The sequence below is a fragment of the Sulfitobacter sp. GN1-4 genome, assembly GCF_055693825.1.
Window position 1 is genome coordinate 2,259,639 of record NZ_JBVFUQ010000003.1, and the last position, 26,710, is coordinate 2,286,348.

Annotated in this window: 24 protein-coding genes, 1 tRNA gene and 2 pseudogenes; 14 read left to right on the forward strand and 13 right to left on the reverse strand. The window is 59.6% G+C overall.

The features are described 5' to 3' along the window. Position 1: 1 nt before the first annotated feature. Entirely contained in the window at positions 2–208 is a 207-nt protein-coding gene (locus tag ACZ1HM_RS11710; RefSeq protein WP_472742932.1) for a DUF6356 family protein, read from the reverse strand. A 115-nt stretch (positions 209–323) separates the two neighbouring features. Here ACZ1HM_RS11710 and ACZ1HM_RS11715 point away from each other — a divergent pair, with 115 nt between their 5' ends. The 3 genes from ACZ1HM_RS11715 (at position 324) to typA (ending at position 3,058) form a co-directional block, all read left to right on the forward strand. Beyond that, positions 324–782 (forward strand): Lrp/AsnC family transcriptional regulator, encoded by a 459-nt coding sequence (locus ACZ1HM_RS11715; RefSeq protein ID WP_472742933.1) that lies wholly within the window; start codon positions 324–326, stop codon positions 780–782. A gap of 24 nt (positions 783–806) precedes the next feature. After that, positions 807–1,142: a DMT family transporter gene (locus tag ACZ1HM_RS11720; RefSeq protein WP_472742934.1), complete on the forward strand. Its 336-nt coding sequence runs from the start codon at positions 807–809 to the stop codon at positions 1,140–1,142. A gap of 98 nt (positions 1,143–1,240) precedes the next feature. Then, the gene (gene typA, locus ACZ1HM_RS11725) at positions 1,241–3,058 is read left to right on the forward strand and encodes a translational GTPase TypA (RefSeq protein WP_472742935.1); all 1,818 of its coding nucleotides are present in this window, start codon (positions 1,241–1,243) and stop codon (positions 3,056–3,058) included. A 147-nt stretch (positions 3,059–3,205) separates the two neighbouring features. Here the strand turns inward: typA and ACZ1HM_RS11730 are convergent, their stop codons facing one another. The 3 genes from ACZ1HM_RS11730 to recA form a co-directional block, all read right to left on the reverse strand. Then, complete coding sequence (locus ACZ1HM_RS11730; protein WP_472742936.1) at positions 3,206–3,493, reverse strand: DUF1330 domain-containing protein; 288 nt, start codon at positions 3,491–3,493, stop codon at positions 3,206–3,208. Between the two features lie 4 nt (positions 3,494–3,497). Then, complete coding sequence (gene alaS / locus ACZ1HM_RS11735) at positions 3,498–6,155, reverse strand: alanine--tRNA ligase (protein WP_472742937.1); 2,658 nt, start codon at positions 6,153–6,155, stop codon at positions 3,498–3,500. Positions 6,156–6,330: 175 nt separating this feature from the next. After that, complete coding sequence (gene recA, locus ACZ1HM_RS11740) at positions 6,331–7,404, reverse strand: recombinase RecA (RefSeq protein ID WP_472742938.1); 1,074 nt, start codon at positions 7,402–7,404, stop codon at positions 6,331–6,333. 202 nt (positions 7,405–7,606) lie between these two features. Here recA and ACZ1HM_RS11745 point away from each other — a divergent pair, with 202 nt between their 5' ends. Next, on the forward strand, positions 7,607–8,200 hold the full coding sequence (locus tag ACZ1HM_RS11745; RefSeq protein ID WP_472742939.1) for a gamma-glutamyl kinase: 594 nt from the start codon (positions 7,607–7,609) through the stop codon (positions 8,198–8,200). 190 nt (positions 8,201–8,390) lie between these two features. Here ACZ1HM_RS11745 and ACZ1HM_RS11750 read toward each other — a convergent pair whose 3' ends face one another. From ACZ1HM_RS11750 to guaB, 3 genes are all read right to left on the reverse strand, one after another. After that, a complete protein-coding gene (locus ACZ1HM_RS11750; RefSeq protein WP_472744606.1) occupies positions 8,391–10,676 on the reverse strand; it encodes a hybrid sensor histidine kinase/response regulator in 2,286 nt (761 codons plus the stop codon). A 134-nt stretch (positions 10,677–10,810) separates the two neighbouring features. Beyond that, positions 10,811–11,971 (reverse strand): RsmB/NOP family class I SAM-dependent RNA methyltransferase, encoded by a 1,161-nt coding sequence (locus ACZ1HM_RS11755; protein WP_472742940.1) that lies wholly within the window; start codon positions 11,969–11,971, stop codon positions 10,811–10,813. 49 nt (positions 11,972–12,020) lie between these two features. Continuing rightward, complete coding sequence (gene guaB, locus ACZ1HM_RS11760; RefSeq protein WP_472744607.1) at positions 12,021–13,469, reverse strand: IMP dehydrogenase; 1,449 nt, start codon at positions 13,467–13,469, stop codon at positions 12,021–12,023. A gap of 134 nt (positions 13,470–13,603) precedes the next feature. Here guaB and speB point away from each other — a divergent pair, with 134 nt between their 5' ends. The 5 genes and pseudogenes from speB (at position 13,604) to ACZ1HM_RS11785 (ending at position 17,720) form a co-directional block, all read left to right on the forward strand. After that, positions 13,604–14,563, forward strand: coding sequence for an agmatinase (gene speB, locus ACZ1HM_RS11765; RefSeq protein ID WP_472742941.1), 960 nt, complete (start codon positions 13,604–13,606; stop codon positions 14,561–14,563). Positions 14,564–14,720: 157 nt separating this feature from the next. Further along, a pseudogene (locus ACZ1HM_RS11770) lies at positions 14,721–16,764 on the forward strand (ASKHA domain-containing protein). Positions 16,765–16,838: 74 nt separating this feature from the next. Further along, on the forward strand, positions 16,839–17,090 hold the full coding sequence (locus tag ACZ1HM_RS11775) for an SAM-dependent methyltransferase (protein ID WP_472744608.1): 252 nt from the start codon (positions 16,839–16,841) through the stop codon (positions 17,088–17,090). After that, positions 16,972–17,610, forward strand: coding sequence for a class I SAM-dependent methyltransferase (locus ACZ1HM_RS11780; RefSeq protein ID WP_472742942.1), 639 nt, complete (start codon positions 16,972–16,974; stop codon positions 17,608–17,610). Before ACZ1HM_RS11775 ends, ACZ1HM_RS11780 begins: the two co-directional genes overlap by 119 nt. A gap of 36 nt (positions 17,611–17,646) precedes the next feature. Then, positions 17,647–17,720 (forward strand) — tRNA-Gly (locus tag ACZ1HM_RS11785). Here the strand turns inward: ACZ1HM_RS11785 and ACZ1HM_RS11790 are convergent. Continuing rightward, complete coding sequence (locus ACZ1HM_RS11790; RefSeq protein WP_472742943.1) at positions 17,687–18,100, reverse strand: MerR family transcriptional regulator; 414 nt, start codon at positions 18,098–18,100, stop codon at positions 17,687–17,689. The genes ACZ1HM_RS11785 and ACZ1HM_RS11790 overlap by 34 nt on opposite strands. A gap of 94 nt (positions 18,101–18,194) precedes the next feature. On the opposite strand from ACZ1HM_RS11790, the gene ACZ1HM_RS11795 reads away from it, so the two are divergent. Both ACZ1HM_RS11795 and ACZ1HM_RS11800 read left to right on the forward strand, forming a co-directional pair. Continuing rightward, on the forward strand, positions 18,195–18,449 hold the full coding sequence (locus ACZ1HM_RS11795) for a zinc ribbon domain-containing protein (RefSeq protein ID WP_472742944.1): 255 nt from the start codon (positions 18,195–18,197) through the stop codon (positions 18,447–18,449). Beyond that, on the forward strand, positions 18,446–18,973 hold the full coding sequence (locus ACZ1HM_RS11800) for a hypothetical protein (protein ID WP_472742945.1): 528 nt from the start codon (positions 18,446–18,448) through the stop codon (positions 18,971–18,973). The genes ACZ1HM_RS11795 and ACZ1HM_RS11800 overlap by 4 nt, the downstream gene beginning before the upstream one ends. A gap of 55 nt (positions 18,974–19,028) precedes the next feature. Here ACZ1HM_RS11800 and ACZ1HM_RS11805 read toward each other — a convergent pair whose 3' ends face one another. After that, the gene (locus ACZ1HM_RS11805; protein ID WP_472744609.1) at positions 19,029–19,415 is read right to left on the reverse strand and encodes an AMP-binding enzyme; all 387 of its coding nucleotides are present in this window, start codon (positions 19,413–19,415) and stop codon (positions 19,029–19,031) included. Positions 19,416–19,535: 120 nt separating this feature from the next. Then, positions 19,536–20,799, reverse strand: a pseudogene (locus tag ACZ1HM_RS11810) (AMP-binding protein); the annotation flags it as partial. Between ACZ1HM_RS11810 and ACZ1HM_RS11815 the strand changes: the two are divergent. Next, positions 20,782–21,264, forward strand: a complete 483-nt coding sequence (locus ACZ1HM_RS11815) for an acyl-CoA thioesterase (RefSeq protein WP_472742946.1) — start codon at positions 20,782–20,784, stop codon at positions 21,262–21,264. The pseudogene ACZ1HM_RS11810 and the gene ACZ1HM_RS11815 sit on opposite strands and share 18 nt — an antisense overlap. A gap of 3 nt (positions 21,265–21,267) precedes the next feature. After that, complete coding sequence (locus tag ACZ1HM_RS11820) at positions 21,268–21,720, forward strand: GNAT family N-acetyltransferase (protein WP_472742947.1); 453 nt, start codon at positions 21,268–21,270, stop codon at positions 21,718–21,720. Positions 21,721–21,737: 17 nt separating this feature from the next. Here the strand turns inward: ACZ1HM_RS11820 and pgi are convergent, their stop codons facing one another. From pgi to zwf, 3 genes are read right to left on the reverse strand one after another with little or no spacing between them, the layout of a single operon-like run. Beyond that, positions 21,738–23,324, reverse strand: a complete 1,587-nt coding sequence (gene pgi, locus ACZ1HM_RS11825) for a glucose-6-phosphate isomerase (protein ID WP_472742948.1) — start codon at positions 23,322–23,324, stop codon at positions 21,738–21,740. Positions 23,325–23,329: 5 nt separating this feature from the next. After that, entirely contained in the window at positions 23,330–24,001 is a 672-nt protein-coding gene (gene pgl / locus ACZ1HM_RS11830; RefSeq protein WP_472742949.1) for a 6-phosphogluconolactonase, read from the reverse strand. Continuing rightward, the gene (gene zwf / locus ACZ1HM_RS11835) at positions 23,998–25,464 is read right to left on the reverse strand and encodes a glucose-6-phosphate dehydrogenase (protein WP_472744610.1); all 1,467 of its coding nucleotides are present in this window, start codon (positions 25,462–25,464) and stop codon (positions 23,998–24,000) included. Before zwf ends, pgl begins: the two co-directional genes overlap by 4 nt. Before the next feature lie 201 nt (positions 25,465–25,665). Between zwf and ACZ1HM_RS11840 the strand changes: the two genes are divergently transcribed. Beyond that, a complete protein-coding gene (locus ACZ1HM_RS11840) occupies positions 25,666–26,625 on the forward strand; it encodes a radical SAM protein (RefSeq protein ID WP_472742950.1) in 960 nt (319 codons plus the stop codon). The last annotated feature ends 85 nt before the right edge of the window (positions 26,626–26,710 follow it).

Sequence of the window (26,710 nt, forward strand, 5' to 3'; positions counted from 1 at the left end):
GTTACTGACCCCGGTTATGGGTGCGCGCGTACAGCTGTCCGACAATGCGGCTGGCGGTCTTTTCAAACAGACATGGGATCAGCGCATGCACCAGCGCGGCACCGGCGGCCAGCAAAAGCTGCCCTGAAAAGCGCAGCGCAAAGCCCATGTGTTGAAGAAAGGTTTCATCCACTTTGGCAGGATGGTCAAGGAAGATGCGGTTGATCATGGGGGCTCCTGTTGATTGGTTTGGGGACAAAATAGCCACGCGCCGGGGTGAAGTGATCCCAAATTTTCGCATCATCGCTGGCGTGATGGGGAAATTATCTCTATCAAGCCAAGATATGCGAGACATTGATGACATAGACCGCCGGATCTTGAACATTCTGCAGCGTGACGCGGGACAATCGCTGGATGCCATTGGCGCCGCGGTCGGCCTGTCGCGCAACGCCTGTTGGCGCCGGATCGGTGCGCTGGAAAAGGCCGGGCTGATCAAGGGGCGGGTCGCCCTTTTGGATGCGGACCTGCTGGGCCTGGGGCTGAGCGTCTTTATCCAGGTGCGCACCAACGCGCATGACCCCGAATGGCTGTCCAATTTTTCAGCTGCGACACGTGCACTTCCGGAAATTCTGGGGGTCTACCGGATGTCTGGGGATCTGGATTACTTGATCCGTGCCAGGGTCGCCGATATGGCGGGGTATGACCGGCTCTATCAACGGCTGATCAGCAAGGTTGCGCTTTCTGACGTTTCTGCCAGCTTTGTCATGGAAGAGATTAAAGACACCACCGCCCTGCCCCTTTGACAGGTGCCTGTGAAAGGAGACCTCATGCCGGTTCAATACATCTGGCTGTTTTTTGCCGTGCTGACTGAGACCTTGGGCACCACAGCACTTCAAGCCTCCCACCAGTTTACCAAGTTCTGGCCCTCTGTTGCCGTGGTCATCTGCTACGGGGCCTCCTTTTACATGCTGGGCGGCGCGCTGCGTTATATGCCGGTGGGGATCGTCTATGCCTTTTGGTCGGGGCTGGGCATCGTGCTGATTGCCTGCATTGGCTATGTGCTCTTTGGTCAAAAGCTGGATCTGCCGGCGGTGATTGGTCTGGTCATGATCATTGCGGGGATCGTGGTCATTCAGGTGTTTTCGAAAACCAACACCCATTAACCCTGCGACAAATGTAGAACAGATACTGGGTGCTTTTGGGCTGGCCTTTGCTGCGCCTGCACGGTAAGCGCGGCGCAAACCCATAAAAGGCTGATCCCATGGACCTGCGCAACATCGCAATCATCGCTCACGTTGACCACGGCAAGACCACGCTTGTGGACGAATTGCTCAAGCAATCCGGCACCTTCCGGGAAAACCAGGCGACCAGTGAACGCGCCATGGACAGCAATGACCTGGAACGCGAACGCGGCATCACAATCTTTGCCAAGCCGACGTCTGTGGAATGGAAAGGCACCCGCATCAACATCGTAGACACGCCCGGCCACGCCGATTTCGGCGGAGAGGTGGAGCGGATCCTGTCCATGGTGGACGGTGTTGTGCTGCTGGTGGATGCGGCCGAAGGGCCGATGCCACAGACAAAATTCGTGACCTCCAAAGCGCTCAAGCTGGGCCTGCGGCCCATCGTGGTCGTCAACAAGGTGGACAAACCAGATGGCGAGCCTGACCGCGCGCTCGATGAGTGTTTTGATCTTTTTGCCAACCTTGATGCAACCGATGAGCAGCTCGATTTCCCCTCCATGTATGCCTCTGGCCGCAGCGGCTGGGCCGATCATGAGCTGGACGGCCCGCGCGAAAACCTCGACGCTCTTTTTGATCTGATCATCAGCCACGTCCCCGCGCCTGCACAGATGGCCGATCGCGACGCCCCCTTCACCATGCTGGCCACCACGCTGGGTGCCGATCCGTTCCTGGGTCGGATGCTGACCGGCCGGGTGGAAAGCGGCACGTTGAAGCCAGGTCAGACGCTGAAAGCCATGTCGCGCGACGGCACGCTGATTGAGAACTTCCGCGCCACCAAGATCCTCGCCTTTCGCGGGCTGGAGCAGACCGCCATCGATGTGGCCGAAGCGGGCGACATCGTCTCCATTGCGGGGATGACTAAGGCCACGGTGGCCGACACCTTGGCCGACGCATCCGTCAGCGAAGCGATCCCCGCTCAGCCGATTGACCCACCCACCATCACCGTCACTTTTGGCATCAACGACAGCCCCCTGGCGGGCCGTGATGGCAAAAAGGTGCAATCCCGCGTGATCCGCGACCGGCTTTATAAAGAGGCCGAAAGCAACGTGGCGATCAAGATCAGCGACACCCCCGGCGGCGAAGCCTTTGAGGTTGCCGGGCGCGGCGAATTGCAGATGGGCGTGCTGATTGAAAACATGCGCCGTGAAGGGTTTGAGCTGTCGATCTCGCGCCCTCAGGTGCTGTTCCAGGACATTGACGGGGTGCGTCACGAACCCATCGAAGAGGCCACCATTGACGTGGACGACGAATACTCAGGCGCGGTGATCGAAAAGATCACCGGCACCCGCAAAGGTGAACTGGTTGAGATGAAGCCCGCCGGCGCGGGCAAAACCCGGATCGTGGCGCATGTGCCCTCTCGCGGTTTGATCGGCTATCACGGTGAGTTTTTGACTGATACGCGCGGCACCGGCGTGTTGAACCGCGTGTTCCATGGCTGGGCCCCGCATAAGGGTCCGATCCCGGGCCGCCGCGCGGGAGTTCTGATCTCAATGGAGAACGGCACCTCCGTGGCCTATGCGCTGTGGAACCTAGAGGAGCGCGGCAAGATGATGATCGGCGCGCAGGCGGATGTTTACACCGGCATGATCATCGGCGAGCACAGCCGCGAGAACGATCTGGAAGTGAACCCACTGAAGGGCAAAAAGCTGACCAACGTGCGCGCCTCTGGCACCGATGAAGCGGTGCGATTGACCACGCCGATGACATTGTCATTGGAAGAGGCGATTGCCTACATCGACGATGATGAGCTGGTTGAGGTAACGCCCAATGCGGTGCGGTTGCGCAAGCGGTATCTGGATCCGCATGAGCGCAAGCGGATGGCGAAAGCGAGCTGATTTCAAGCGACACGTTTGATGCGACGGCAGGATTGGGGGCCAGCCCCCAAACCCCCGGAATTATAGTGGAAAGATGAAGCCGTTCGGGGACGTGCCCGTGCCAGCGCGGCTGACGGGGCCATCCTCTACGCGGGTCAGGCGGGGGACTTATTCGTTGGTTTCAACGATGAGAAGTTCGCGTTCTGAGGCCCCCCGGGCATGTTCCAGTGCAGCTTGGTAAGCGTCTGAGTGATAGCATTTTTCGGCAGTTTCCACATCGGGGAAACGGGCGACCACATTGCGCGGACGCTCTTTGCCCTCCAGCTGAACGAAACGGCCACCGCGGGCGATGAATTCGCCGCCGTGTTCTGCAATGGCGACCGTGGCCCCTGCGGCGTATTTCTTATACGCCTCTTCATCGGTCACGGTGACATGTGCAATCCAAAGTGCGCCCATCGGTTTATCCTTTCAAAACGGTTTCTGCAGCGGCAATGGCAGCCTCGGCGTTGTCAGCAGAAGCGCCGCCACCCTGTGCCATATCTGGACGGCCACCGCCGCCTTTACCGCCCAGCTCTGCCACAGCGGCTTTGACCAGATCAACGGCGGAACGCTGATCGGTGAGGTCTGCGGTCAAGCCGCCCGCGACCGCCGCTTTGCCACCGGTATCCGCGATCAATAGGACCGCGCCCGAGCCGAGGTTGGCTTTATGCTCATCCACCAGGGCGGGCAGGTCTTTGCCGGTCACGCCTTGCAGGACTTGAGCGATGAATTTGATGCCACCCACCTCGCGCGCCTCTGGCGCGGCGCTCCCGCCGCCCGCCATCGCAAGCTCGCGACGCAGCTGCGCCACTTCATTAGAAAGCGCCTTGCGCTCATCCAGCAGCGCTTTCACCCGCGTGGGCACGTCTGCGGCGGAGGCTTTCAGCTCTGTTGCGGTTTGGGCCAAGAGCTGATCCTGGCCGCGCAGATAGTCCATCGCTGCTTGACCAGTGAGCGCCTCAATCCGGCGCACGCCTGCGCTGCTGGCACTGTCGCCCAGGGTTACAAAAGCCCCGATGTCGCCCGTGCGCGCCACATGGGTGCCGCCGCAAAGCTCAAGCGAATAGGTGGCACCGTCGCTACCCTTGCCGGACCCCTCTTGGGTACCCATGGAGACCACGCGCACCTCATCGCCGTATTTCTCCCCAAAGAGCGCTTGGGCCCCCAGGGCGCGGGCGTCATCGGGCGTCATGATCCGGGTCTCAACGGGAGCGTTTTGGCGGATGTACGCGTTCACTTCGGCCTCAACCTGTTCCAGCTCAGCCGGGCTTAGCGCCTTGGCGTGGCTGAAATCAAAGCGCAGCCGGTCCGCCGCGTTCAAAGAACCGCGCTGGGACACGTGATCGCCAAGGGCCGCGCGCAGGGCCTCATGCAGCAGGTGGGTGGCGGAGTGATTGGCGCGGATCGCGGTACGGCGGGCGGGATCAACCTCCAACACTGCGGCCTGGCCAGGCTCAACCGTGCCTTCGGTGACGGTGCCGATATGGGCAAAAACGCCAGCGGTTTTGCGGGTGTCGGTGACCGTGACAGTACCGGTTTCGGTTTTGATCAGGCCGGTGTCGCCGACCTGGCCACCGGATTCTGCATAAAACGGCGTCTGGTTGAGAGCGATCTGCACCGCCTCGCCCGCTTGTGCCTTTTCAGCCGCAGCGCCGTCTTTGATGATGGCGGCCACCTGGCCTTCGGCGGTCTCAAGTTCATAGCCCAGGAAATCTGTGGTGCCATGCTGATCGGCCACGTCGAACCAGACAGTCGCATCCGCTGCCTCTCCAGAGCCGGACCAGGCCGCGCGGGCCTTGGCCTTTTGCTCGGCCATGGCCGCATCAAAGCCATCGGTGTCCACGCCAAAACCCTTTTCGCGCAGCGCATCCTGGGTCAGATCCAGCGGGAAACCATAGGTGTCATAAAGCTTAAAGGCCGCAGCCCCGGGCAAATCAGCGCCAGCGCTCAGCCCGCTGACCTCATCCTCCAAAAGCTTAAGGCCCCGGTCCAGGGTCTGTTTGAAGCGGGTTTCCTCCAGCATCAATGTCTCTGTGATCAGGCTTTGGGCCTGGCCCAATTCGGGGTACGCGCTGCCCATCTGTTGCACCAAGGCGGGCACCAGTTTGTGCATCAGCGGGTCCTTGGCCCCCAGAAGATGCGCGTGGCGCATCGCGCGGCGCATGATGCGGCGCAGCACATAGCCGCGCCCGTCATTGGACGGCATCACCCCATCGGCAATCAGGAAGGACGTGGAGCGCAAATGATCCGCAATCACCCGGTGATGCACATTGCCCGTCCCAAAAGGATCCAGCGACAGCGCGTGGCCTGACGCCTCAATCAAGCTGCGCATTGTGTCGGTTTCATAATTGTCGTGCTGGCCCTGCAGCAGGGCACCGATACGCTCCAGCCCCATGCCGGTGTCGATGGACTGCATGTCCAGGGGCTTCATTGAGCCGTCTTCGAACTGTTCGTTTTGCATGAAAACGATGTTCCAGATCTCAATGAAACGGTCGCCATCCTCATCCGGGCTGCCCGGAGGGCCACCTGGGATGTGATCACCGTGGTCATAGAAAATCTCAGTACAAGGGCCGCAAGGGCCGGTCGGCCCCATCCGCCAGAAATTATCATCGGTGGGAATGCGGATGATACGGTCATCGGGCAGGCCTGCGACCTTCTTCCAGATCTCCGCCGCCTCATCATCGGTGTGATAAACGGTGACCAGCAGGCGCGAGGCGTCGATGCCGAAATCCTTTGTCAGCAACTCCCATGCGAAGGCGATCGCATCCGCTTTGAAGTAATCGCCAAAGCTGAAGTTGCCCAACATCTCAAAGAAGGTGTGGTGGCGCGCGGTATAGCCCACATTATCAAGATCATTGTGCTTGCCCCCGGCGCGCACACATTTCTGCGCGGTGGTGGCGCGCACATAGTCGCGTGTTTCTACCCCGGTAAACAGGTTCTTGAACTGCACCATGCCGGAATTGGCGAACATCAGCGTGGGATCGTTGCGCGGCACCAAGGGGCCAGAGGCCACAACGGCGTGCCCCTGCTTGTCAAAGTAGGACAAAAAGGTGGAACGGATATCGTTGAGCGTCTTCATTTGAATGGCCTTCCGGGGCGTCTGGATCAGAGCCTTTCAAATAGCCCTGCGGGCGGGGGTGTCCACAGGGCCGGACCATGAAAAAGGGACGCGCGGCCCAGCCGGCGTCCCAAATCTCGTGTCTCGCACTCAGAGGTGCGGCATCGCGGGGCCCTGCCCCCTGCCCGCCCTGGCGTTAGGCTTCGAGGATGTCCATATCATCGCCCGCCTCTGAGCCTTCAAAATCAAGCCCATGGGCGGCGCGGATCTTGTCCTCAATCTCCATCGCCATGGCCTCATTGTCTTTGAGGAACTGCTTGGCATTCTCGCGGCCCTGGCCGATCCGTTCGTCCCCGTAAGAGAACCAGGAACCGGATTTATCGACCACACCGGCCTTAACCCCCAGATCCAGCAGCTCGCCCATCTTGGAGATACCTTCGCCGTACATGATGTCGAATTCCACCTGTTTGAAGGGCGGTGCCACTTTGTTTTTGACCACTTTCACGCGGGTGGCGTTGCCCACAACCTCATCGCGGTCCTTCAACGATCCGATGCGGCGGATGTCGAGGCGGACGGAGGAATAGAACTTGAGCGCGTTACCGCCTGTTGTCGTCTCAGGAGAGCCGAACATCACGCCGATCTTCATGCGGATCTGGTTGATGAAGATCACCATGCAGTTGGAGCGCGCGATGGAGCCGGTCAGCTTGCGCATCGCCTGGCTCATCAACCGGGCCTGCACGCCAACGGAGCTGTCGCCCATATCGCCTTCAAGTTCGGACTTGGGCGTCAGGGCGGCGACCGAATCCACGATCACCATATTCACCGCACCGGAGCGCACGAGCGTATCGGTGATCTCCAACGCTTGCTCACCAGTGTCGGGCTGGGAAATCAGCAGCTCATCAATGTCCACGCCCAGCTTGCGCGCATATTGCGGATCCAGCGCATGTTCCGCGTCCACAAAGGCGCAAACGCCGCCGGCCTTTTGCTGCTCAGCCACACAATGCAGCGTCAACGTGGTCTTACCAGAGCTCTCCGGCCCGTAGATTTCAATGATCCGGCCCATGGGCAAACCGCCGATGCCCAATGCAATGTCCAGACCAAGCGAGCCTGTTGAGCTGGCCTTGATGTCCTGAATGGCCCCCTCAGAGCCCAGTTTCATAATCGAGCCTTTGCCAAACTGCCGCTCAATCTGTGCCAAAGCGCTGTCCAGCGCCTTTTGCTTTTCTGCTGTTTTCTTGCTGTCCATTGTCAAAAGATCTGCCGTTGCCATGTGCCTGTTCCCTTAGTGTCATAGTGTCGTGGCCGCGGCAATCGCTCACCAGTGGCCTATTTATGTTCTTCTAATGTTCCGTATGGGACCAAAATGAGAACATTTCAATAAAATTCTTTCGATCCCATCTTTTGCCCAGCAGGGTTAAGAAGTAGTTTACGCAGGCACATTGCTTGCGAAACCAAATAGGATTGGCCGCCAAATGCTTGTTTTCTTTAAAGAACGTCTGGCCTTTTTGGCGGTGCCCAAAACCGGCACCACAGCCTATCAAAAGGCATTGGCGAACCGGGCCGATATGGTGATCACGGATCCGCCGCCCCTGAAACATGCGCCAGTTTATCGCTATAACCGATTCATTCGGCCGATGTTCGACAAGGTCTGCGGCGCTGAGATGGAGCTGATGGCCGTGATGCGCGAACCCATCTCGTGGCTGGGCAGCTGGTATCGCTACCGCCAGCGCCCCTTTATGAAGGGCCAAGCCAACAGCACCCACGGGATCAGCTTTGATGACTTTGTGCTGGCCTATATGAAAGGCAACAAGCCCGGCTTTGCGGACGTGGGCAGCCAGTTTCAGTTCATGAAGACCCAGCCCAACGGCACCGGCATCACCCACGCCTTCCGCTACGAAGATCAGGGGCGGCTGCAAGCGTTTCTGGAGGAGCGTTTGGAGGTCAAACTATCGCTGGGCCAAGAGAACGTCTCGCCCCAGATGGCGCTCACCTTGTCACCGGACGTAGAACGCCGCTTTCGCCGCAAATGTGCGGAGGAGTTTGACCTCTACGCCTCAATCCCCTGAACGGTTGGCACTATGAGGTTAAGGCGTGCAGCCCCCGCGGGCCGCGCAGAACTACCTAAGGTAACTGCGCGAAGAACAACGCGCTGTCAGACAAATGCACGTCTTTACATCCTCATCCAGCCAGTGCCCCGCACCCTACGAACAACCTGATCCAACCTTGCGCGCCGCAACACCCACGGACCAGCGCAGGTCAGTGCAACTGGCTTTGCACCGTCATTGTCAGATCGGCGAGTGAAAAGGGTTTGGGCAGAAACACCGAATTCGGGATCTCGGTCTGCTGCTGGCCAAAGCTCTCTTCAGCATAGCCGGACACGAATACCACGCGGACATCCGGACGCTCTTTTAGGGCCTGCCGCACCCATGTCGGCCCGTCCATGCCCGGCATCACCACGTCTGTGACAAAGACATCAATGTTCAGCGCGCCATCCTCAAGCGTCTTTAACGCCGCCTCGGCAGATTCCGCCTCCAGCACGGTATACCCGCGCAACCGCAGCGCCCGGCTGGCAAAGGCGCGCACGGGCGCTTCGTCTTCGACCAGAAGGATCACGCCATCCTCGCGCGGGGTTTCGATCATGGCCTGAGGGGCCACCACCTTAGCGGATTTGGCAGGTTTGGTTTCATAGACCGGCAGGTAAATGGTGAAGGTCGTCCCCTTGCCTTCCCGGGAATCGACAAAGATGAAACCACTGGTCTGCTTGATGATGCCATATGCTGTTGACAGACCAAGGCCCGTGCCCTCGCCCGTCTTTTTGGTGGTATAGAAAGGCTCAAACACCTTTTGCAGCTTATCCGCAGGGATGCCTGTGCCATCATCGCTGACCACAACGGTGGCATAGGCACCGGCGGGGACGATCACGCGGTCACGCTCAATCGGTTCTTCCAGTGTCACCGCCTCCGTTGTGACGCGAATTTGTCCCCCCGCAGGCAGGGCATCGCGGGCGTTGACCACGAGGTTCATCAGCACCTGTTCCAGCTGGCGCTTGTCCGCGCGCACGGGTTTTAACAGCGGGTCATGGCTGAGCGTGAGGGTGATGCGTTCGCCAACCAAACGGTTCAGCAGATGGGTCAGATCGGCCAGCGTGTCACGCAAATCAATGGTTTGCAGCCGTAACGTTTGTTTGCGTGAGAATGCCAACAGCTGCCCAACAAGGGAGGCCGCCCTGTTGGCGTTCTGATTGATCTGGACCAAATCGCTATAGTCAGGATCGCTTTGATCGTGGCGCAGCAGCAGCAGATCGCAGTGTCCCGAAATCGCCGTCAGAAGGTTGTTAAAATCATGCGCCACACCGCCGGCCAATTGGCCAATGGCCTGCATTTTCTGGCTTTGAACGAACTTGGCCTCCAGCGTCTTCAACTCCGTCGCGTCGTGCAAAACTGCCAACAACGCAGGCCCCTCGGCTGTTTCCACCCGGCTGAGCACGACCTGAACAAACACCTCTTTGTCACTGCGTTTAAGCCGCAGAAACTCTGACTTCTGAACGCCCCGGTCTTCTAACGTGTCGTTGATCCAGTCCGAGATAGCCCGGCCAAGCCCCTCCATGACCTCATGCACATGCGCGCCTTCACGCAGGCCAACGCCAACCAGCTTTGCCGCGATCTTGTTGAACGATTGCACTGCCCCGTCTGGTGCCAGTTTGATCAAGGGCACGGGCAGGTTCTGGAACGCTTCCCACCCCTGTTCCCCCAGCGCGGTGGCGGATGTTTCAGGGGCGGGCAGCAGATAGAGCGCGCGCCGCCCTGCCCCCGCATCCACTTCCGCAACAAGCACATCGCAGCTGCCCGATTTGGTGGACAGCGCGGTGCGCACGCCAAGCGGCACAGGCAGCGCCGCAAAGAGCCGGTCAAGGGATTTGATCCGCGCGCCAACAAGGGCCCGCGCGGCATCATTCATATAGAGGATCGCGTCATTGCGGCCGACCATGATCATCGGCAACTGCTGGCCGTCATAGGTGGTTTGCGGCGCGTCCCGGTCCGCGATGACCTCAATGCGCCAGATGCACAGGTCCGTGTGAACCTCATGCACGCTGACACGCATATGGCCTTTGCGGGTAAAGACATCTTCCTGCGCGCCACCCACCTGCGCGGCCTTGCCTTGCAAACGCCGAATAAGAGCTGCCGGGTTGGCGATGTTGTGTTTCAGAACGCCTGCTAAGGTGGGCATTAATTTGATGTCATAACGCTCAGCCGCTGCCGGATTGGTGCCAAAAATCCGGCCATTGCGATCCGCGATCAGACTGGGCGTGGCGTCGCGCCGGATCATGTCGCGCAAAAGGGTCAGATCAGCGCGCTGTTTGCTCGCGCGCCGGGTCCGGCGAAGGGCCAGTGCCAGGCCCACAAAAAGCAGCGTTGCGGCCGCCGTGCTCAACGCCAAAACGGCATTCCGTTCAGGCGCGGCAAAGGCAAGGCACGCCAAAAGCAGGCCCAAAGACAGGATCCATATCACCGGCTTTTGCTTGATACGGCCCAACGGCTGCATCAGCCCCTGGGTCGAGGCGGTTTCCTGCACCAAGAACTCCCAATTTACGCGTTTGTGTCCCTATGTCGCGCAAGAGTGGTTAATGCAGATTTAACCGCTAAAGGAATGCACGCATTAATTGCATGCACGAGATGCTACTGCCGCGTCAAGTGTGCAGTATAGAACCCATCGCCGTCCGCCGTCACCGAATACCGGCGTTCGAACCCGCAGTGCCATTCAGGGTGCCGCTCCAGAAAGGCCGCGATCCGCGCCTCGTTTTCGCACCTCAGCACCGAACAGGTCGCATAGACCAGCGTGCCCTCGGCACTGAGCAAATCCGCGCAATCCTCAAGGATCTGGTCTTGGATGCCTTCCAACTCCGTCAGGCGATCCGGCGTCAGCTGCCATTTGCCCTGCGGTGCGCGCCGCCAGGATCCCGCGCCGGAACAGGGTACATCGCAGAGCACCACGTCAAAAGGTGCGAGTGATCTCAAGGTGTTACGATCAACCTGCGTGACAGTCACCTGGGCACGCGCGGCGCGGGCCGGCAAATCGCGCATGCGCTCAGGGGCATGATCATGGGCAAAAACCGCGCGGTCAGGCTGCGCCGCCAGCGCCAGCGCCTTTCCGCCCCCACCGGCGCAGTAGTCCAAGACCTTTTCGCCTGCGGGTACCGCGGCCACAACGGCTTGGCTGGCGGCATCCTGCAGTTCGACCAGACCGGCAACATATGCTGTCGATTGGCGGATCTTTCGGCTCCCCTCCGTCACGGTAAGGGCTGTGGGGCAAAGCGGATTTTCCTGAGCGGCCACCCCGTCCTGGGCCAAAGACGCCCGCGCCTGCTGCAGATCTGTCCGCTGCACGTTGACCCGGAGGGGCACAGGGGCGCGCGCGCGCAGTGCGATGGCCGTGCGCTCCGCATCGTCGCCAAGGCTGTCTTGAAACAGAGGCACCAGCCAATCGGGCAAATCCCAACGCGCCCCCAGATCCTCTGAGGCCTCAAGGTGGGGTGCCTCGTCCGCCCCCAGCGGTGCAGGCGCATGACCATCGCCGGAAAAGAGCGCAGGCAGATCCTGCCCTTGCAACGCCAACAGCCCGGCCATCCGGGCGCGCGGCGTTTCAGCGCCGCCCGCATGGGCCGCTGACCGGAAGCACCGCAGCACATCAAAGACATGATCCCGGATCGCAGCACGGTCTTTGGACCCGGCAAAACGGCTGCGTCTGGCCCAACGGGTCAGCGCCTGTTCAGCGGCCAACCCATCGTCGATCTCTTGCAAAAGCCCAATTGCCGCAGCAACCCGTGCACCTGGCGTCATTCTTCACCTATTTGTTTAAGATTGCCGCACAAGATATTGATAAATATCGCTATCCAATCCGGTAGTTCGGGCTTTCCCGCGTGATCTGTACGTCGTGCACATGGCTTTCTTTCAGCCCCGCACCCGTGATTTTGACGAATTTGCAGTTGCGCCGCATCTCATCAACGGTCGCGCATCCTGTATACCCCATAGCCGCGCGCAGACCGCCAACAAGTTGGTGGATCACCGTGCCTGCACTGCCTTTGTAGGGCACCTGGCCTTCGATGCCTTCGGGCACCAACTTGTCGCTGGCGGCATCCTTTTGGAAATACCGGTCTGCAGATCCGCGCGCCATCGCACCCAGCGATCCCATACCACGGTAGCTTTTGAAGCTACGGCCCTGATATAGAATGACTTCTCCGGGGCTTTCATCCGTGCCTGCAATCATTGAGCCGACCATGGCACAAGACGCACCAGCCGCGATGGCCTTGGCAAAATCGCCTGAAAACTTGATCCCGCCATCGGCAATCACCGGGACATCACCCGCCGCCGCTGCGCAATCCATGATCGCGGTCAGCTGGGGCACGCCCACACCGGCCACCATGCGGGTGGTACAGATGGAGCCAGGACCGATGCCCACTTTGATCGCATCCGCACCTGCATCAATCAGCGCACGGGTGGCTTCGGCGGTGGCCACGTTGCCGGCCACGACCTGGACTTCGTTGCTGAGCTTCTTGGCCCGCTCCACCGCTGCGGCAACCCCTTCTGAGTGGCCATGGGCGGTATCAATCACGATCATATCGGCCCCTGCATCCACCAGCGCCTCTGAGCGTTCAAAACCCGCGTCTCCCACAGTCGTCGCAGCCGCCACGCGCAGACGGCCCAACGCATCCTTGCAGGCGGTCGGGTTCAGCACGGCCTGCTCGCTGTCTTTCAGCGTCAACAACCCCGTCAGCTTGCCCGCGCTGTCTGTCACCAAAAGCTTTTCGATCCGGCGCGCCTTCATCAGGCTGATGGCCTCTGCCCGGTCCGCAGGCTCATGCAGGATGGCCAGATCATCTGAGGTCATCATGACCTTCACCGGCGTGTCATCGTCGCTGGCAAAGCGCATGTCGCGGTTGGTCACAATACCCAGCACGCGGCCGTCTGCATCCACAACCGGGAAACCGGTGACCCGGTAGCGTTCTTGCAGCGCTTTGGCATCGGCCAAGGTCTGGTCCGGTGTCAGCGTGATGGGGTTATAGACGATGCCGCTTTCAAAGCGTTTCACCCGGCGCACTTCGCGGGCTTGCTCATCAATCGTCAGGTTCCGATGCACCACACCCATGCCCCCCGCCTGGGCCATGGCAATGGCCATGCGGCCTTCGGTCACCGTGTCCATGGCTGAGCTGAGAAGTGGGATATTAAGGTCAATGGAACGGGTGACCCGCGTCCGGGGATCTGCCGTGGCTGGCAAGACAGATGATGCCCCAGGCACCAACAGAACATCATCAAAGGTAAGAGCCTCACGAATCTCCATCATCGCACCTCGCTGCATGGGTTCATTTGGCACGTCCCTATCTCATGCTCCGCGCACGATGGAAAGGGGCAATCCCTTCGCATGCTTGTATTGGCGCGTCCTTTCTGGATAGCTGCGCAAAAGAGGGAGTGATTATGGCAGATCATGGCTACGACGCGGGGCGGTTGAACCTGCCCTTTGTGGGGATCTCAACCTTTGGCAAACGCCCCTATGTGGCGGATTGGAGCCAGCTTGATGCAGATGTGGCCATCTTGGGCGCGCCTTTTGATGCAGGCACGCAGTGGCGCTCAGGCGCGCGCTTTGGCCCGCGCGGGGTGCGCGAGGCATCGACCCTGTTCAGCTTTGGCCATGCCGGCGCGTACGATCACGAAGATGACGTGACCTATTTGCCGGGCAGTGTGAACATCGTGGACATTGGCGATGCCGACATCATCCACACAGACACCGAAGGCAGCCATGCCAATATTGAAGCAGGCGTGCGCGCAATCCTAGAGGCGGGTGCGCTGCCCGTGGTCATCGGCGGCGATCATTCGGTCAACATCCCCTGCATCCGCGCGTTTGAGGGCCAAGGCGACATACACATCCTGCAAATCGACGCGCATCTGGACTTCGTAGACGTCCGCCACGGGGTGCGCCACGGCCACGGCAACCCGATGCGCCGCGCGGCTGAGCAGGAGTATGTGACCGGCCTGACCCAGGTGGGCATCCGAAATGTCAGCTCCACCGCCAAAGAAGGATATGACGATGCCCGCGCCATGGGCTCTGACATCATTTCCGTGCGCCAAGCCCGCGAGATGGGGCCGCGCGAGGTGTTGGGCCACGTCCCCGCAGGCGCGCGGCTTTATGTGACCATCGACATTGATGCTTTCTGCCCCTCCATCGCGCCGGGCACGGGCACGCCGTCGCATGGCGGGTTTCTGTATTACGAAGTGGTCGAGCTTTTGCAGATGGCCGCCGAGCGTCATGAGATTGTGGGCATTGATCTGGTAGAGGTGGCACCCGATTATGACCCCACCGGGTCTACTTCCATCCTGGCGGCCCAAGTTTTGCTGAATTTTCTGGGGTTTATCTTCCACGCCCGCAGCCAGCTGTGAACGCGGCCTAAGTGGTTGTCGCATCGCCCAGATGCGCGCACGAGATGGGCAGCCCGGCGGTGCAAAAGGCGGGTTCAGGCCCTGAAATGACGTTCCTTGGCTTTCCCTCGGCGCTGGGGAAGATATGTTGCAGCCAAATTGGTAAAGGCAGGCCTTCATGAGCGAACCCCTGGTCATTTTCACCCCTCTGGCAAACGCGGGCATTTCCCGCTGGGCACGCCGATTTTGACAGCGGCGCGGCAGTTGGGAGTTGATCTCGACTCGGTCTGTGGCGGGCGCGGGATCTGCTCAAAATGCCAGATCACACCGAGCTATGGTGAGTTTTCCAAACACGGCGTGACCGTGGCCGATGACGCGCTGTCGCCCTGGAACGCGGTTGAGCAGCGCTATGAAGAAAAGCGCGGCCTGAAACCTGGCCGCCGCTTGGGCTGTCAGGCCACCGTGCAGGGCGATGTGGTGATCGACGTGCCCGCCGAAAGCCAGGTGCACAAACAGGTTGTCCGCAAACGGGCTGAGGCGCGCGACATCGTGCTCAACCCCTCCACCAAGCTGTACTACGTTGAAGTGGCAGAGCCTGACATGCACGACCCTTCGGGCGATTTTGAGCGCTTGCAAGACGCGCTGAAAACCCAATGGGGCTTTGACAACGTGTCAGCCGATCTGGGCATCTTGCAAAAGATGCAGCCGATCCTGCGCAAGGGATCTTGGAAGGTCACGGTGGCCGTGCATCTGGGTGACGCGGAAAACCCGCACCGGATCATGCACATCTGGCCGGGGTATTATGAGGGCACGCTTTATGGCCTTGCGGTTGATCTAGGCTCCACCACCATCGCGGCGCATCTATGTGATCTGCTCACCGGTGAGGTTGTCGCCTCATCCGGGGTGATGAACCCGCAGATCCGCTTTGGCGAAGACCTGATGAGCCGGGTCAGCTATTCCATGATGAACGCCTCGGGTGCCGATGAGATGACGGATGCGGTGCGCGAAGGCATGAACGGCCTCTTCAGCCAGATCGCCACGGAAGCGGAGATCGACAAACAGCTCATCGTGGACGCGGTCTTTGTCTGCAACCCGGTGATGCACCACCTCTTTTTGGGCATTGATCCCTTTGAGCTGGGTCAGGCGCCCTTTGCCCTGGCCACCTCAAATGAGATGCGCCTGCGCGCCTCGGATCTTGATCTCAACATCCACCCCTCTGCCCATGTCTATATGCTGCCCTGCATTGCGGGCCATGTCGGTGCCGATGCCGCCGCCGTGGCCCTGTCAGAGGCCCCTGACAAATCCGAAGATCTTGTTCTGGTCGTCGATGTGGGCACCAACGCGGAAATCCTGTTGGGCAATAAGGATAAGGTGCTGGCCTGCTCCTCGCCAACCGGCCCCGCCTTTGAGGGCGCACAGATCTCATCCGGCCAACGTGCCGCCCCCGGCGCGATTGAGCGGGTGGAGATTGATCCCGCCACCAAGGTGCCGCGCTTTAAGGTGATCGGCTCGGACCTGTGGTCTGATGAGGATGGTTTCGCCGAGGCGATTGCGACTACGGGCGTGACCGGCATCTGCGGCTCTGGCATCATTGAGATGGTGGCTGAGATGCGCATCCGCGGCATTGTGGACGCCCCGGGCCTGATCGGGACGGCCGAACAAACCGGATCGGCCAATGTCTTTGCCGATGGGCGCACCAATTCCTACCTGGTCTATGACGGCACGGAGGCCGGTGGGCCCAAGATCACCGTCACCAACCGCGATATCCGCGAGATCCAGATGGCCAAAGCCGCGCTCTATTCCGGCGCGCGGTTGTTGATGGACAAGTTCGGCGTTGATCAGGTGGACCGCGTGGTGCTTGCCGGGGCCTTTGGCGCGCATATCTCTACCAAACACGCCATGGTGCTGGGCATGATCCCCGATTGCGATCTGGACAAGGTCACCTCCGCGGGCAACGCGGCAGGCACGGGCGCGCGCATCGCGCTTCTGAACACCGAAGCGCGGGGCGAGATTGAGGCCACCGTGCGCGCCATCCACAAGATTGAGACCGCGATTGAGCCCCGCTTTCAGGAGCATTTCGTGAACGCCTCAGCCATTCCCAACGCGGTGGAACCCTTCCCGATTTTGAACAGCATTGTCACTCTGCCGGGTCAGACCTTTAACACCGGTGCTGAAGGCGCAGACGGTGCCTCTGGCGGCGCCGCAGGCGTCGGCGGGCATGAGCGGGACGAACGCTGATCAGCAGACCTATTGGTCCGACAATGCCGGCCCCTATTGGGTTGCCCGAATGCAAGCGATGGACCACACGCTGGCCCCTGTGTTGACAGCGGTACTGGACGCGGCGGACCTGAAACCGGGCATGCAGGTGATGGACATCGGCTGCGGCGCGGGCACCAGCACCATCGCTGCGGCAAAGCTGGTGGGGCCTGATGGCACTGGCACAGGGGGTCGACATTTCAGAAAGCTTGCTCGCCAAAGCAACAGACGTCGCGGCCCAGACGCCCAACGCCGCGTTCCTCAAGGCGGATGCCCAGACCCATTCGTTTGAGAGCGGCAAGTTTGACAGCCTAATCTCACGTTTCGGCGTGATGTTTTTTGAGGATCCCACCGCGGCTTTCGCCAATATGGCGACTGCGCTGCGCCTTGGTGCGCAGGTTACCTTTGCCAGCTGGGGGGCGATCCCGGAAAATCCCTATTTCACCCTGCCCGCACGAACCGCGACGTCGCTCTTTGGTCCGGTCCCCAAAGTGGACCCCGACGGCCCCGGCCCCTTTGCCTTTCGCGATATCTCGCGGGTGACAGAGATTCTGGAGCAAGCTGGCCTGCAAGACATATCCGGCCAGGATATTTCGATGCAGCTGACGCCACCCGGACAGGCTGAGGATGTTGCCGATGTCTTGTGTGACATCGGATCAGCCCACCGCATCCTGACCCATTTTGAAGCGACGCCTGAGATGCGCGTTGAGCTGGTCACCGCCCTAGCCGACGCCTTGCGTAGCTTTGAAACGCCTGAAGGCTTGCGCATCCCGGCGCTGATCAACATCTTTACGGCCCGCAAAGCCGCTTGACCTCACCGGTGCACCATCCTATCCCAAACTCAGCGTGCGGGTATGGTGAAAAGGTATCACGGCAGCTTCCCAAGCTTTAGTTACGGGTTCGATTCCCGTTACCCGCTCCAGCCTCCATTTCATCCAGACCGTCCTGCGGCGCCTTTGCCAGCGCCTCTTTCGTGGTGATGAGCATCTCAAGAAAGCGCTGGCTGGCCGTGATCCGGGATGAGATTTCGGCGATCTTTTCCTCCAGAAAGGCATCGCCGCCCGCCGCATCAGGATCTTGAGACAGGAACTGGCCAACAAAGATGATGATATCGGCAATGCTCAGCCCGGCGGCCTGCGCGTCGCGGATGATCTCAAGCGTCAGCACCGCATCCTCAGGGTAGATCCGGTAATTGTTGACGGCGTCCGGATCCTGTTCTGACCGGATCAACCCATGCCGTTCATAAAAACGGATCGTATCCCGGCTCATCTCAGATCGTTTTGCAAGTTCACCGATGCGCATGGCTTAAAACCGTTGACTATGGTCTATGGTTTGCAGTTTGATGGTAGGCACAGCGCAGGTCAAGCCCCTGCGCCCTGCACACAGGAGAAACCCCATGGCAAACACCTGTCAAAGCTGCGGTATGCCACTGTCAAAGGATCCCAAAGGCGGCGGATCAGAGGCCGATGGCACGCCAAGCACGCGCTATTGTTCCATCTGCTACGCCGACGGCGCATTCCGCCATCCTGACGTCAGCGTTGCCGAATTTCAGCAAGAATGCATGGAAGCGCTCATGCGCTCGGGCACGCCAAAGGTCATGGCCTGGCTCTTTACCCGTGGCATACCCCGCCTCGCGCGGTGGCGCGCGTGAGCGGCGCGTTGGAGGACATGCTGCGCGGCGGGCACCCAAATTCACTGGGGCGCACGATTGAGGTTGTGGATATGGTCCTGGCTGAAACGAACCTTTTTGCAGAACTCTTTGCCACCTACCGCAGCACCAACGAAGTTGTCCGCCTGCGCACATCAAACGCCATGCGCCGTATAGAGGCGGTGCGCCATGACTTGCTGGTGCCCTATATTGACCTTTTCATCACCGAGATTGGCGCGCTGGATCAGCCATCAGCGCAGTGGACGCTTGCCATTCTCTTCGACAAACTCCGACCGGACATGAGCGCGCAGCAAGAGGCAGCAGCCCTTGGCATCATGAAACGCAACTTGGCCCAACATGAAGATTGGATCGTGCTGAACAACACGATGCAAACACTCAGCAGTTGGGCTGCGGACGAGCCTGAGCTGAAAGCGTTTTTATTGCCTCATCTGGAAAGACTGCAATCGGATGGGCGCAAATCAGTTATGTCGCGGGCATCGAAGTATTTGGCGCAGCTGACGGGGTAAGCACGGCGAGCGTCTCTTAATGAAACAACGCCATTTCAGATTTTTATCGGCCTATCTAAAACCAACCTCTCAAACACCACCCTAACCCAACAACACATCGGCAAAAGTCTCCCTGCAAATCGCGCTTCAACACTTTGCCAGTGGCATTTCGCGGCAGCGCGTCGAGATACACAACCTTGTCCGGCACCTGCCATTTCGCGATCTTGCCATCAAAAAACGCCAACAGCTCCGCCTCTGAGGGATCCTCGCCTTCGGCTTTCACCGCCACCAAAAGCGGGCGTTCGTCCCATTTCTGGTGCGGCACCCCGATCACCGCCGCATCCGCAAGCTTGGGGTGCGCAATTGCGATGTTTTCCAGCTCAACTGAGCTGATCCATTCACCACCTGATTTGATGATGTCCTTGGAGCGATCTTTGATCGTGACATAACCATCAGGGTCCATGGTCGCGACATCGCCGGTGTCAAACCAACCATCCCGCAATGTCTCATCACGGGTTTTCTTGAAATAAGCATCAAGGATCCAATGCCCCCGCGTCACCAAATCGCCCTGCGCCACACCGTCATGCGGCAGCGGCTTGCCGTCTTCTCCCAGGATCTCAAGCTCAACCCCAAAGACCGGACGCCCCTGATTTTCCCGCATCTTGTGCTGTTCTGCGAGGGGCAGTTTTGCATGCTTTGCCAGCGGCTGGTTGGCGGTGCCAAGCGGCGACATTTCCGTCATGCCCCAGCCATGGATGGTATCAATGTCAAATTCCTCGCGGAAGTCGGCGATCATGGACGGCGGACAGGCCGAACCGCCGACAACTGTTCTTTTGAGGCTAGTGAGCTTTGATCCGCTCTTTCTTGCCTCAGCCAACAGACCTTGCCAAATCGTGGGCACGCCCATCGCAAGCGTCACCTGGTAGTCCTCGATCAACCGCACCAACGAAGGACCGTCAAGGCCCGGTCCAGGCATCACCATCGAAGACCCCGACATCGCGCAAGAATAGGGTGAGCCCCAGTGCGTTGACGTGAAACATAGGCACAACTGGCAAAACCACATCAGACGCTGAAAAGCCGATCGCATCCGGCACATTGACGCCAAAAGCATGCAGCAAGGTTGAGCGATGCGAATAAAGCACGCCCTTGGGGTTTCCCGTGGTTCCTGAGGTATAACAAAGACTTGAAGCTGTCTGTTCATCAAAGATGGGCCAGTCAAAGTCAGGATCGCCCTGCGCCAGCAGATCCTCAAAGGCGACAATGCCAGGCAGCTGCTTTTCGGCCTCGCCCACCTCCGGCTCCATCAACACGATATGGTCCAGATGGGGAAGCTGGTCGCGGATGCTGGCGACAAGGGGGACGAAAGTGCTGTCGATGAACAGAATTTTGTCCTCAGCATGATTGAGGATATAGACCAGTTGTTCGGGGAACAGACGCGGATTGATGGTGTGACAGACAAAGCCACCACTGGCTGCACCAAAATAGATTTCCAGATGTCGCCGGTTGTTCCAGGCGATGGTGGCGCAGCGCGTTTGCGGTGCCAGCCCCAACCCCACCAAGGCAGAGGCCAGACGCCGCGCGTTCGCTCCGATATTGCCCCACGTGGTGGTTTCGGTGCCGCCCTCAGTGTTGACCGAATACACCTGTGTTGTTGAATGGTATTTTTGCGCATGTGCGATCAAGCTTGAGATCAGCAAGGGCTGCGACATCATCTGGCCAAGCATGGGGTCCTCCTCAAAACGGTGAACCGCAGCTTGACCAATGCCGCCACCTCTTGCAAGCACGCAGGACGGCGCGACCGTGGCGCGCCAACAAGAGAGGATTTTGACATGGCATTGGTCTATCATACCCCACTCAGCCCCGCCCAACAGGCCGTCCTGGGCATTGACCCGGTGCAGCCGCTTGCCATGGCGGACCGCGTGCGGTTTTCAGAGCTGGACGTTCTGAACCACGTCAATAACGCGGTTTATATGGAATGGTTTGAACGCCTGCGCATTCGCTATAGCCAGGATTGGGGGATCTCCGATTATGGCTCCAATCCGGCCAACCCCCGGATCGTGATCCGCTCAGGCACCATCCACTACCGGCAGGAATTGCGCATGGATGAGGATTATGTCGTCACCTGCGCCTGCGCCAGTTTCCGCACCAACTCTTACGCCCTGACCCAGCAGCTTTGGGCAGGTGGGACATTGCGCGCGACCTACGATTGCGTTTTGGTGCAGCTGACCCAAGACGGCAGTGGCAAACAGCCGCTGTCAGACGCCGTACGCCAGCGGTTCATCGACATCGATGGCGCATCAGAGGAGAAATAGCCCATGTCCCTGACCATTCGCCCCGTTACCGAAAAAGACCGCGCTGCCTGGGATGCGCTTTATCAGGGCTATGCCACGTTCTATAAAGTCGATCAGACGCCTCAGATGCGTGATACGGTATGGGGCTGGCTGATGGACCCAGCGCATGGCAGCAACGGTTTTGTGGCCGAAGATGCCAGCGGCAAAATCATTGGCCTCACCCATTATCGCCCGTTTGTCAGTTGCCTGAAAGCGGTGACCAATTGCTTTTTGGATGACCTTTTTGTCGATCCAAGCGCACGCGGCTCAGGCGCTGCAGATGCGCTGATTGCGGCCGTGGGCGCGGTGGCGCGCGAAAACGGCTGGCCTGTGGTGCGTTGGATCACAGCAGATGACAATTACCGCGGGCGCGGCGTATACGATAAGGTCGCTGACCGGACGATGTGGATCACCTACGACATGAAGAGCGGCGCGTAAGCCGCTCTTACGTATCGTTAATCCCGGTGCGCCAGAAGGTATCGCACCAATGCGGCTGTTGAGCCGTCCTTGCCGTCTGGTGCCTCAGCCCCTTCGATCACCGGCTGTAGCGATGTGGCCAGCTCTTTGCCCAACTCGACGCCCCATTGGTCGTAGGAGTTGATGCCAAGGATCACGCCTTCGACAAACACCCGGTGTTCATAAAGGGCAACGATCTGGCCCAGCATAAACGGATCGAGCCGTTCATAGACCAGGGTGACTGAGGGGCGGTTGCCCGGGAACACCCGGTGCTGGGCTTGGCGTTCAAGCTCATCCCCAGCAAAGCCCTTTTCCTCCATCATCCGCCGCGCCTGCATCAAAGAGCGCCCTTGCATCAACGCCTCAGACTGCGCCAGACAATTGGCCATCAGCAGATGGTGGTGATGGGCCAGCTCAGGCTCATGCCCGTTGGCCGCCACCATGAACTCACACGGGATCACCCGCGTGCCCTGGTGGATCAACTGATAAAACGCATGCTGGCCGTTGGTCCCCGCCGCCCCCCAGACCACCGGCCCGGTGTGATGCGCGGCCTCGGACCCGTCCATCTGCACCCGTTTGCCGTTAGATTCCATCTCAAGCTGTTGAAAATACGCAGGCAGCAGCGCCAGGCGTTGATCATAGGGCAGCACGGCACGGGTGGCATGACCGCAGATCTGGTTGTGCCAGATGCCCACAAGCGCGTGCATCAATGGCATGTTCTCAAGCGGCTCAGCGGCACAGAAATGGCGGTCCATCTCTTGCGCGCCGCGCAGGAAGGCGTCAAAGGCCTGCGGCCCAATCGCTATCATTAGGGAGAGGCCAATCGGCCCCCACATCGAATAGCGCCCGCCGACCCAATCTTCAAAACCAAAGACCTGGCCTGCATCAATGCCAAAGGCCTCTGTCTTGTCCTCAGCCGTGCTGAGGGCGGCGAATTGGCGCTTGGGATCACCGCCATGATCCATCATCCAGGCCCGCGCGGTGCGCGCATTGGTCATGGTCTCAATCGTGGTAAAGGTCTTGGAGGCCACGATGATCAGCGTCTTTTTTGCATCCAACCCCGCCAGCGTGTCTGCTACATCCGCCCCGTCCACGTTGGACACGAAGTGGCACCGCGGCCCGTCGTGATAGGGCACCAAAGCGGCCACCGCCATAGCAGGCCCCAGATCAGAGCCGCCGATCCCGATGTTCACCACATCGGTGATGTCGCTGGCGCGCACCTGATCGGCAAAGGCACGCATCCGCGCCAGCGTGGCGCGCACGCCGGGCAGCACATCCTGCCCGTCCACCAACACCGGGTCCACCCCATCAAGGTTGCGCAAAGCGGTATGCAGCACCGCCCGGCCTTCGGTATCGTTGATCGGCTGCCCCAAGAACATCGCATCGCGTTTTTCAGCCACGCCAGCAGCTTCGGCAAGACGGATCAAATCCGCTCGGGTGTCGCGGTCTATGTTGGTCTTGGCGTAATCGAGCCGCATATGCGCGGTCTCAACACAAAAGTCATCCGCGCGCATCGCATCTTCAAAAAGCGCTAGAATAGGCCGGTCGCCAATTGCTGCGTGGCGGGTTTTCAGGTTCTCCCACATCTCCATCATGCCGCCCAATGCACGGTGCCCGCGCCCAATACGGCACCAATCGGGGCCTCCTCTGGTGGCAAGCTTAGGGCACGCTCAAGCGCGTCACGCTTTTCTGCGCCAAAGATCACCAAATGCGTGGACATCGCGCCCTTCAGAACAGGGGCAGAGAGCGTCACACGCTCCATATCTTGCGCGGCGGGTTTGACCCGGCAAAGCGGCGGTGCCCCATTTGCCAATGCACCCTCCAAACCGTCGCCCCCCGGAAAGAGCGATGCGGTATGCATGTCCGCCCCCATGCCCAGCATCAAAAGCGATATCGGCAGCTCAGCTTGCAAACTGTCGCAAACGGCAGCAGCGCCCTGCGTCGCCGTCATACCGTCGCGGTAGAATGGCAGGAACACCGCGTCCTTGGCATGCCCCGTCAACATCCGTTCTTTGACCAAACGCGCGTTAGAATGTGAATTGTCCTCACCGACCCAGCGTTCATCCGTCAGCATGACATGCACCCTACCCCAATCGAGATCTGCTGCACTGAGCAAATCAAAAATCGGCCCCGGTGTTGAGCCGCCGGGCACTGCAAAGGACGCCACTTCATGCACCGCAAGACATTTGCGCAGCTCACCCGCCAAATCATTGGCCACCTGCATGTTCAGCATCTCGCGGTCTGCATATTCTACGATATTCATGGGCTTACCTTTCGCCATTCGCGGCCATCTCTGCGCATCAACTCAATGGAATCCGTCGTGCCCTCGCTGCCATTGTCATAAGGTTTGGGCACTTCCCCCCGGCTTTCCCAGCCTTGGATGATGGGATCGGTCCAGGCCCAGGCGGCCTCAACCTCATCGCCACGCATAAACAGCGTCTGATTGCCCCGGATCACATCCATGATCAGCCGTTCATAGGCATCGACCTGCGCGCTGTCCTCGCCCAGGGCTTCGGCAAAGGTCATGTCCAATGGCACATCAATCAGACGCATCCCGCCCGGCCCCGGTTCTTTGATGGTTACGCCCAGCGTAATACCTTCGTTGGGTTGCAATTTGATCGACAGCACATTGCGGTGCCGGCCTGCATCATCTGCGAAAATCGAATGCGGCGTTTCTTTGAACACAACCGAGATTTCAGAGCTGCGCGCAGACATCCGCTTGCCCGTGCGCAAATAAAACGGTGTGCCTGCCCATCGCCAGTTGCTGATGTGGGTCTTCATGGCGATAAAGCTCTCAGTCTTTGAGCGCGGATCCCCCACCGCATCGCGGTAGCTTGGATGCTCGGCCTCGTTGCCCGGCGCTGCCTCATATTGCCCACGGCTAATGTGGTAGGGCAGCACGGGATCCAGCGCACGGATCACTTTGAGCTTTTCATCGCGCACCGCGTCAGGATCAAACCGCGCAGGCGGCTCCATCGCGATCAGGCACAAAAGCTGCATCAGGTGGTTTTGCACCATATCGCGCATCGCGCCGGATTTGTCGTAATACTCCCCGCGCCCGCCGACACCCACCGTCTCGGCCACCGTGATCTGGATATGGTCAACATATTGCGCATTCCACAAAGGCTCAAAAAGCATGTTGCCAAAGCGGACGGCCATTAGGTTTTGCACCGTCTCTTTGCCCAGATAATGATCGATGCGGTAGATCTGCTGTTCGTCAAAATGCTGCGCCAGCGTCGCGTTTAGCGCCTTGGCCGTGGCCAGATCGCGGCCAAAGGGCTTTTCAACCACGATCCGCGCCTCAGGCCCTGCCATGCCCCAATGGTGCAACCGCTCTGCCAGATCGCCAAAGAGCGCGGGCGAGACGGAAAAGTAATAGGCCTCAACCCGGTCATCCCCGGCCATCAGGCTTTGCAACTCTGCCCAGCCCTCTTCGCCGCGCGCGTCAATGGCCACGTAGGACAGATTGGTGAGGAACGCCGCGAGTTTTTCGGTGTCTTGCCCGATATCACCGCCAAACTCGGCAATCGCCTCCGATACCATCTGGCGGTATCCTTCGCTATCAAGTGCTGTGCGCGCAGCACCAATAACCCGCGCGCCTGGGGGCATTTGGCCCGCGCAGAACCGGCGAAAGAGGCCCGGCAAAATCTTGCGCCGCGCCAGATCGCCTGTGCCGCCAAAGATCACAAGATCGAATGGCTCCACCGGAATGACCCGAGAGACCATACGTGGTAACCCGTCTTGCAAGGTATTCATGCTTTTCTGTCCATGTGACTGCAAAATGTTAGCGCTACCATAGCCATATCCGCCCTCATCACAAGCCCGTGCTTTTACCGCACCAAGGGCTTTTCATGTGCGCGGCTTTGCCGTAGCAAAGTTGACTACAAGCAAAGCGTTGAAACAAGTGGCAATCTTAAGGATCTCACCATGAAAGACATGGACCTGCGCGGCACCAAGGCCAATGTCGGCAAGTTCCAGGACAGCCGCGTTACAGCCAAGGGCGAAGACCGTGCAACCGTTGCGCTGACCCATCCTGAGACGCTTTGGTTCAACACCGGCACCTTGTGCAACATCGAATGTGTCAATTGCTACATCCTGTCGAGCCCTTCCAATGATGCGCTGGTCTATATCACGCAAAGCGAGGTGGAGGGTTATCTGGATCAGATCGAGGCGCGCGCCTGGCCCATCCGTGAGATTGCATTCACCGGCGGTGAGCCTTTCATGAACCCCGAAATGATCGCCATGACCGAAGCATCGCTGGCGCGCGGGTATGAGGTGTTGATCCTGACAAATGCCATGCGGCCCATGATGCGCAAGCGCGTCCAAGAGGGGCTGATGCGGTTGAACGCCGCCTACCCTGGCAAGCTGACGCTGCGCATCTCGGTTGATCACTACCGCCCTGATCTGCATGACGCAGAACGTGGCGAAGGCGCGTTTGAACGCACCCTGGAAGGGATGCAATGGCTGCGCGACAATGGCTTTCGCATGGCCATCGCGGGCCGCTCTGTCTTTGGCGACAGCGAAGCGGACAGCCGCGCGGGCTATGCCGCTTTCTTTGCGCAGCACAACTTTGACATCGACGCGCAAGACCCTGGTATGACGGTCCTTTTTCCCGAAATGGACGAACGCATCGAGGTGCCGGAGATCACCACCGCCTGCTGGGGCATTCTGGATAAATCTCCCGATGCGGTGATGTGTGCCTCATCGCGTATGGTGGTCAAACGCAAAGGTGCCGACAAGCCCGCGGTACTGGCCTGCACCCTGCTGCCCTATAGCCCGGAATTTGAGCTGGGCGAGACGCTGGAGGAGGCAGAGAAAGACGTCGCTCTCAACCACCCCCATTGCGCCAAGTTCTGTGTTCTGGGCGGCGCCAGCTGTTCTGCCTAAAGCTGGATCACATGCCCTTCTTGCGGGCTGAGCGAGCCGTCAATCAACGCGGCATAAACCTCAGGCACAGCGCTCAGTCCTGCGT

Excerpts from the sequence above, each read along its gene's own strand:
- ACZ1HM_RS11840 (WP_472742950.1), top strand. The coding sequence starts at position 25,666 with ATGAAAGACATGGACCTGCGCGGCACCAAGGCCAATGTCGGCAAGTTC.
- recA (WP_472742938.1), bottom strand. The coding sequence starts at position 7,404 with ATGGCAACGGCAGATCTTTTGACAATGGACAGCAAGAAAACAGCAGAA.
- guaB (WP_472744607.1), bottom strand. The coding sequence starts at position 13,469 with ATGGAGATTCGTGAGGCTCTTACCTTTGATGATGTTCTGTTGGTGCCT.
- ACZ1HM_RS11790 (WP_472742943.1), bottom strand. The coding sequence starts at position 18,100 with ATGCGCATCGGTGAACTTGCAAAACGATCTGAGATGAGCCGGGATACG.
- ACZ1HM_RS11775 (WP_472744608.1), top strand. The coding sequence starts at position 16,839 with ATGGACCACACGCTGGCCCCTGTGTTGACAGCGGTACTGGACGCGGCG.
- ACZ1HM_RS11795 (WP_472742944.1), top strand. The coding sequence starts at position 18,195 with ATGGCAAACACCTGTCAAAGCTGCGGTATGCCACTGTCAAAGGATCCC.
- typA (WP_472742935.1), top strand. The coding sequence starts at position 1,241 with ATGGACCTGCGCAACATCGCAATCATCGCTCACGTTGACCACGGCAAG.
- zwf (WP_472744610.1), bottom strand. The coding sequence starts at position 25,464 with ATGGTCTCTCGGGTCATTCCGGTGGAGCCATTCGATCTTGTGATCTTT.
- ACZ1HM_RS11820 (WP_472742947.1), top strand. The coding sequence starts at position 21,268 with ATGTCCCTGACCATTCGCCCCGTTACCGAAAAAGACCGCGCTGCCTGG.
- alaS (WP_472742937.1), bottom strand. The coding sequence starts at position 6,155 with ATGAAGACGCTCAACGATATCCGTTCCACCTTTTTGTCCTACTTTGAC.
- speB (WP_472742941.1), top strand. The coding sequence starts at position 13,604 with ATGGCAGATCATGGCTACGACGCGGGGCGGTTGAACCTGCCCTTTGTG.
- pgl (WP_472742949.1), bottom strand. The coding sequence starts at position 24,001 with ATGAATATCGTAGAATATGCAGACCGCGAGATGCTGAACATGCAGGTG.
- pgi (WP_472742948.1), bottom strand. The coding sequence starts at position 23,324 with ATGTGGGAGAACCTGAAAACCCGCCACGCAGCAATTGGCGACCGGCCT.
- ACZ1HM_RS11780 (WP_472742942.1), top strand. The coding sequence starts at position 16,972 with ATGGCACTGGCACAGGGGGTCGACATTTCAGAAAGCTTGCTCGCCAAA.
- ACZ1HM_RS11715 (WP_472742933.1), top strand. The coding sequence starts at position 324 with ATGCGAGACATTGATGACATAGACCGCCGGATCTTGAACATTCTGCAG.
- ACZ1HM_RS11730 (WP_472742936.1), bottom strand. The coding sequence starts at position 3,493 with ATGGGCGCACTTTGGATTGCACATGTCACCGTGACCGATGAAGAGGCG.
- ACZ1HM_RS11750 (WP_472744606.1), bottom strand. The coding sequence starts at position 10,676 with ATGCAGCCGTTGGGCCGTATCAAGCAAAAGCCGGTGATATGGATCCTG.
- ACZ1HM_RS11720 (WP_472742934.1), top strand. The coding sequence starts at position 807 with ATGCCGGTTCAATACATCTGGCTGTTTTTTGCCGTGCTGACTGAGACC.
- ACZ1HM_RS11815 (WP_472742946.1), top strand. The coding sequence starts at position 20,782 with ATGGCATTGGTCTATCATACCCCACTCAGCCCCGCCCAACAGGCCGTC.
- ACZ1HM_RS11755 (WP_472742940.1), bottom strand. The coding sequence starts at position 11,971 with ATGACGCCAGGTGCACGGGTTGCTGCGGCAATTGGGCTTTTGCAAGAG.
- ACZ1HM_RS11710 (WP_472742932.1), bottom strand. The coding sequence starts at position 208 with ATGATCAACCGCATCTTCCTTGACCATCCTGCCAAAGTGGATGAAACC.
- ACZ1HM_RS11805 (WP_472744609.1), bottom strand. The coding sequence starts at position 19,415 with ATGGACCCTGATGGTTATGTCACGATCAAAGATCGCTCCAAGGACATC.
- ACZ1HM_RS11745 (WP_472742939.1), top strand. The coding sequence starts at position 7,607 with ATGCTTGTTTTCTTTAAAGAACGTCTGGCCTTTTTGGCGGTGCCCAAA.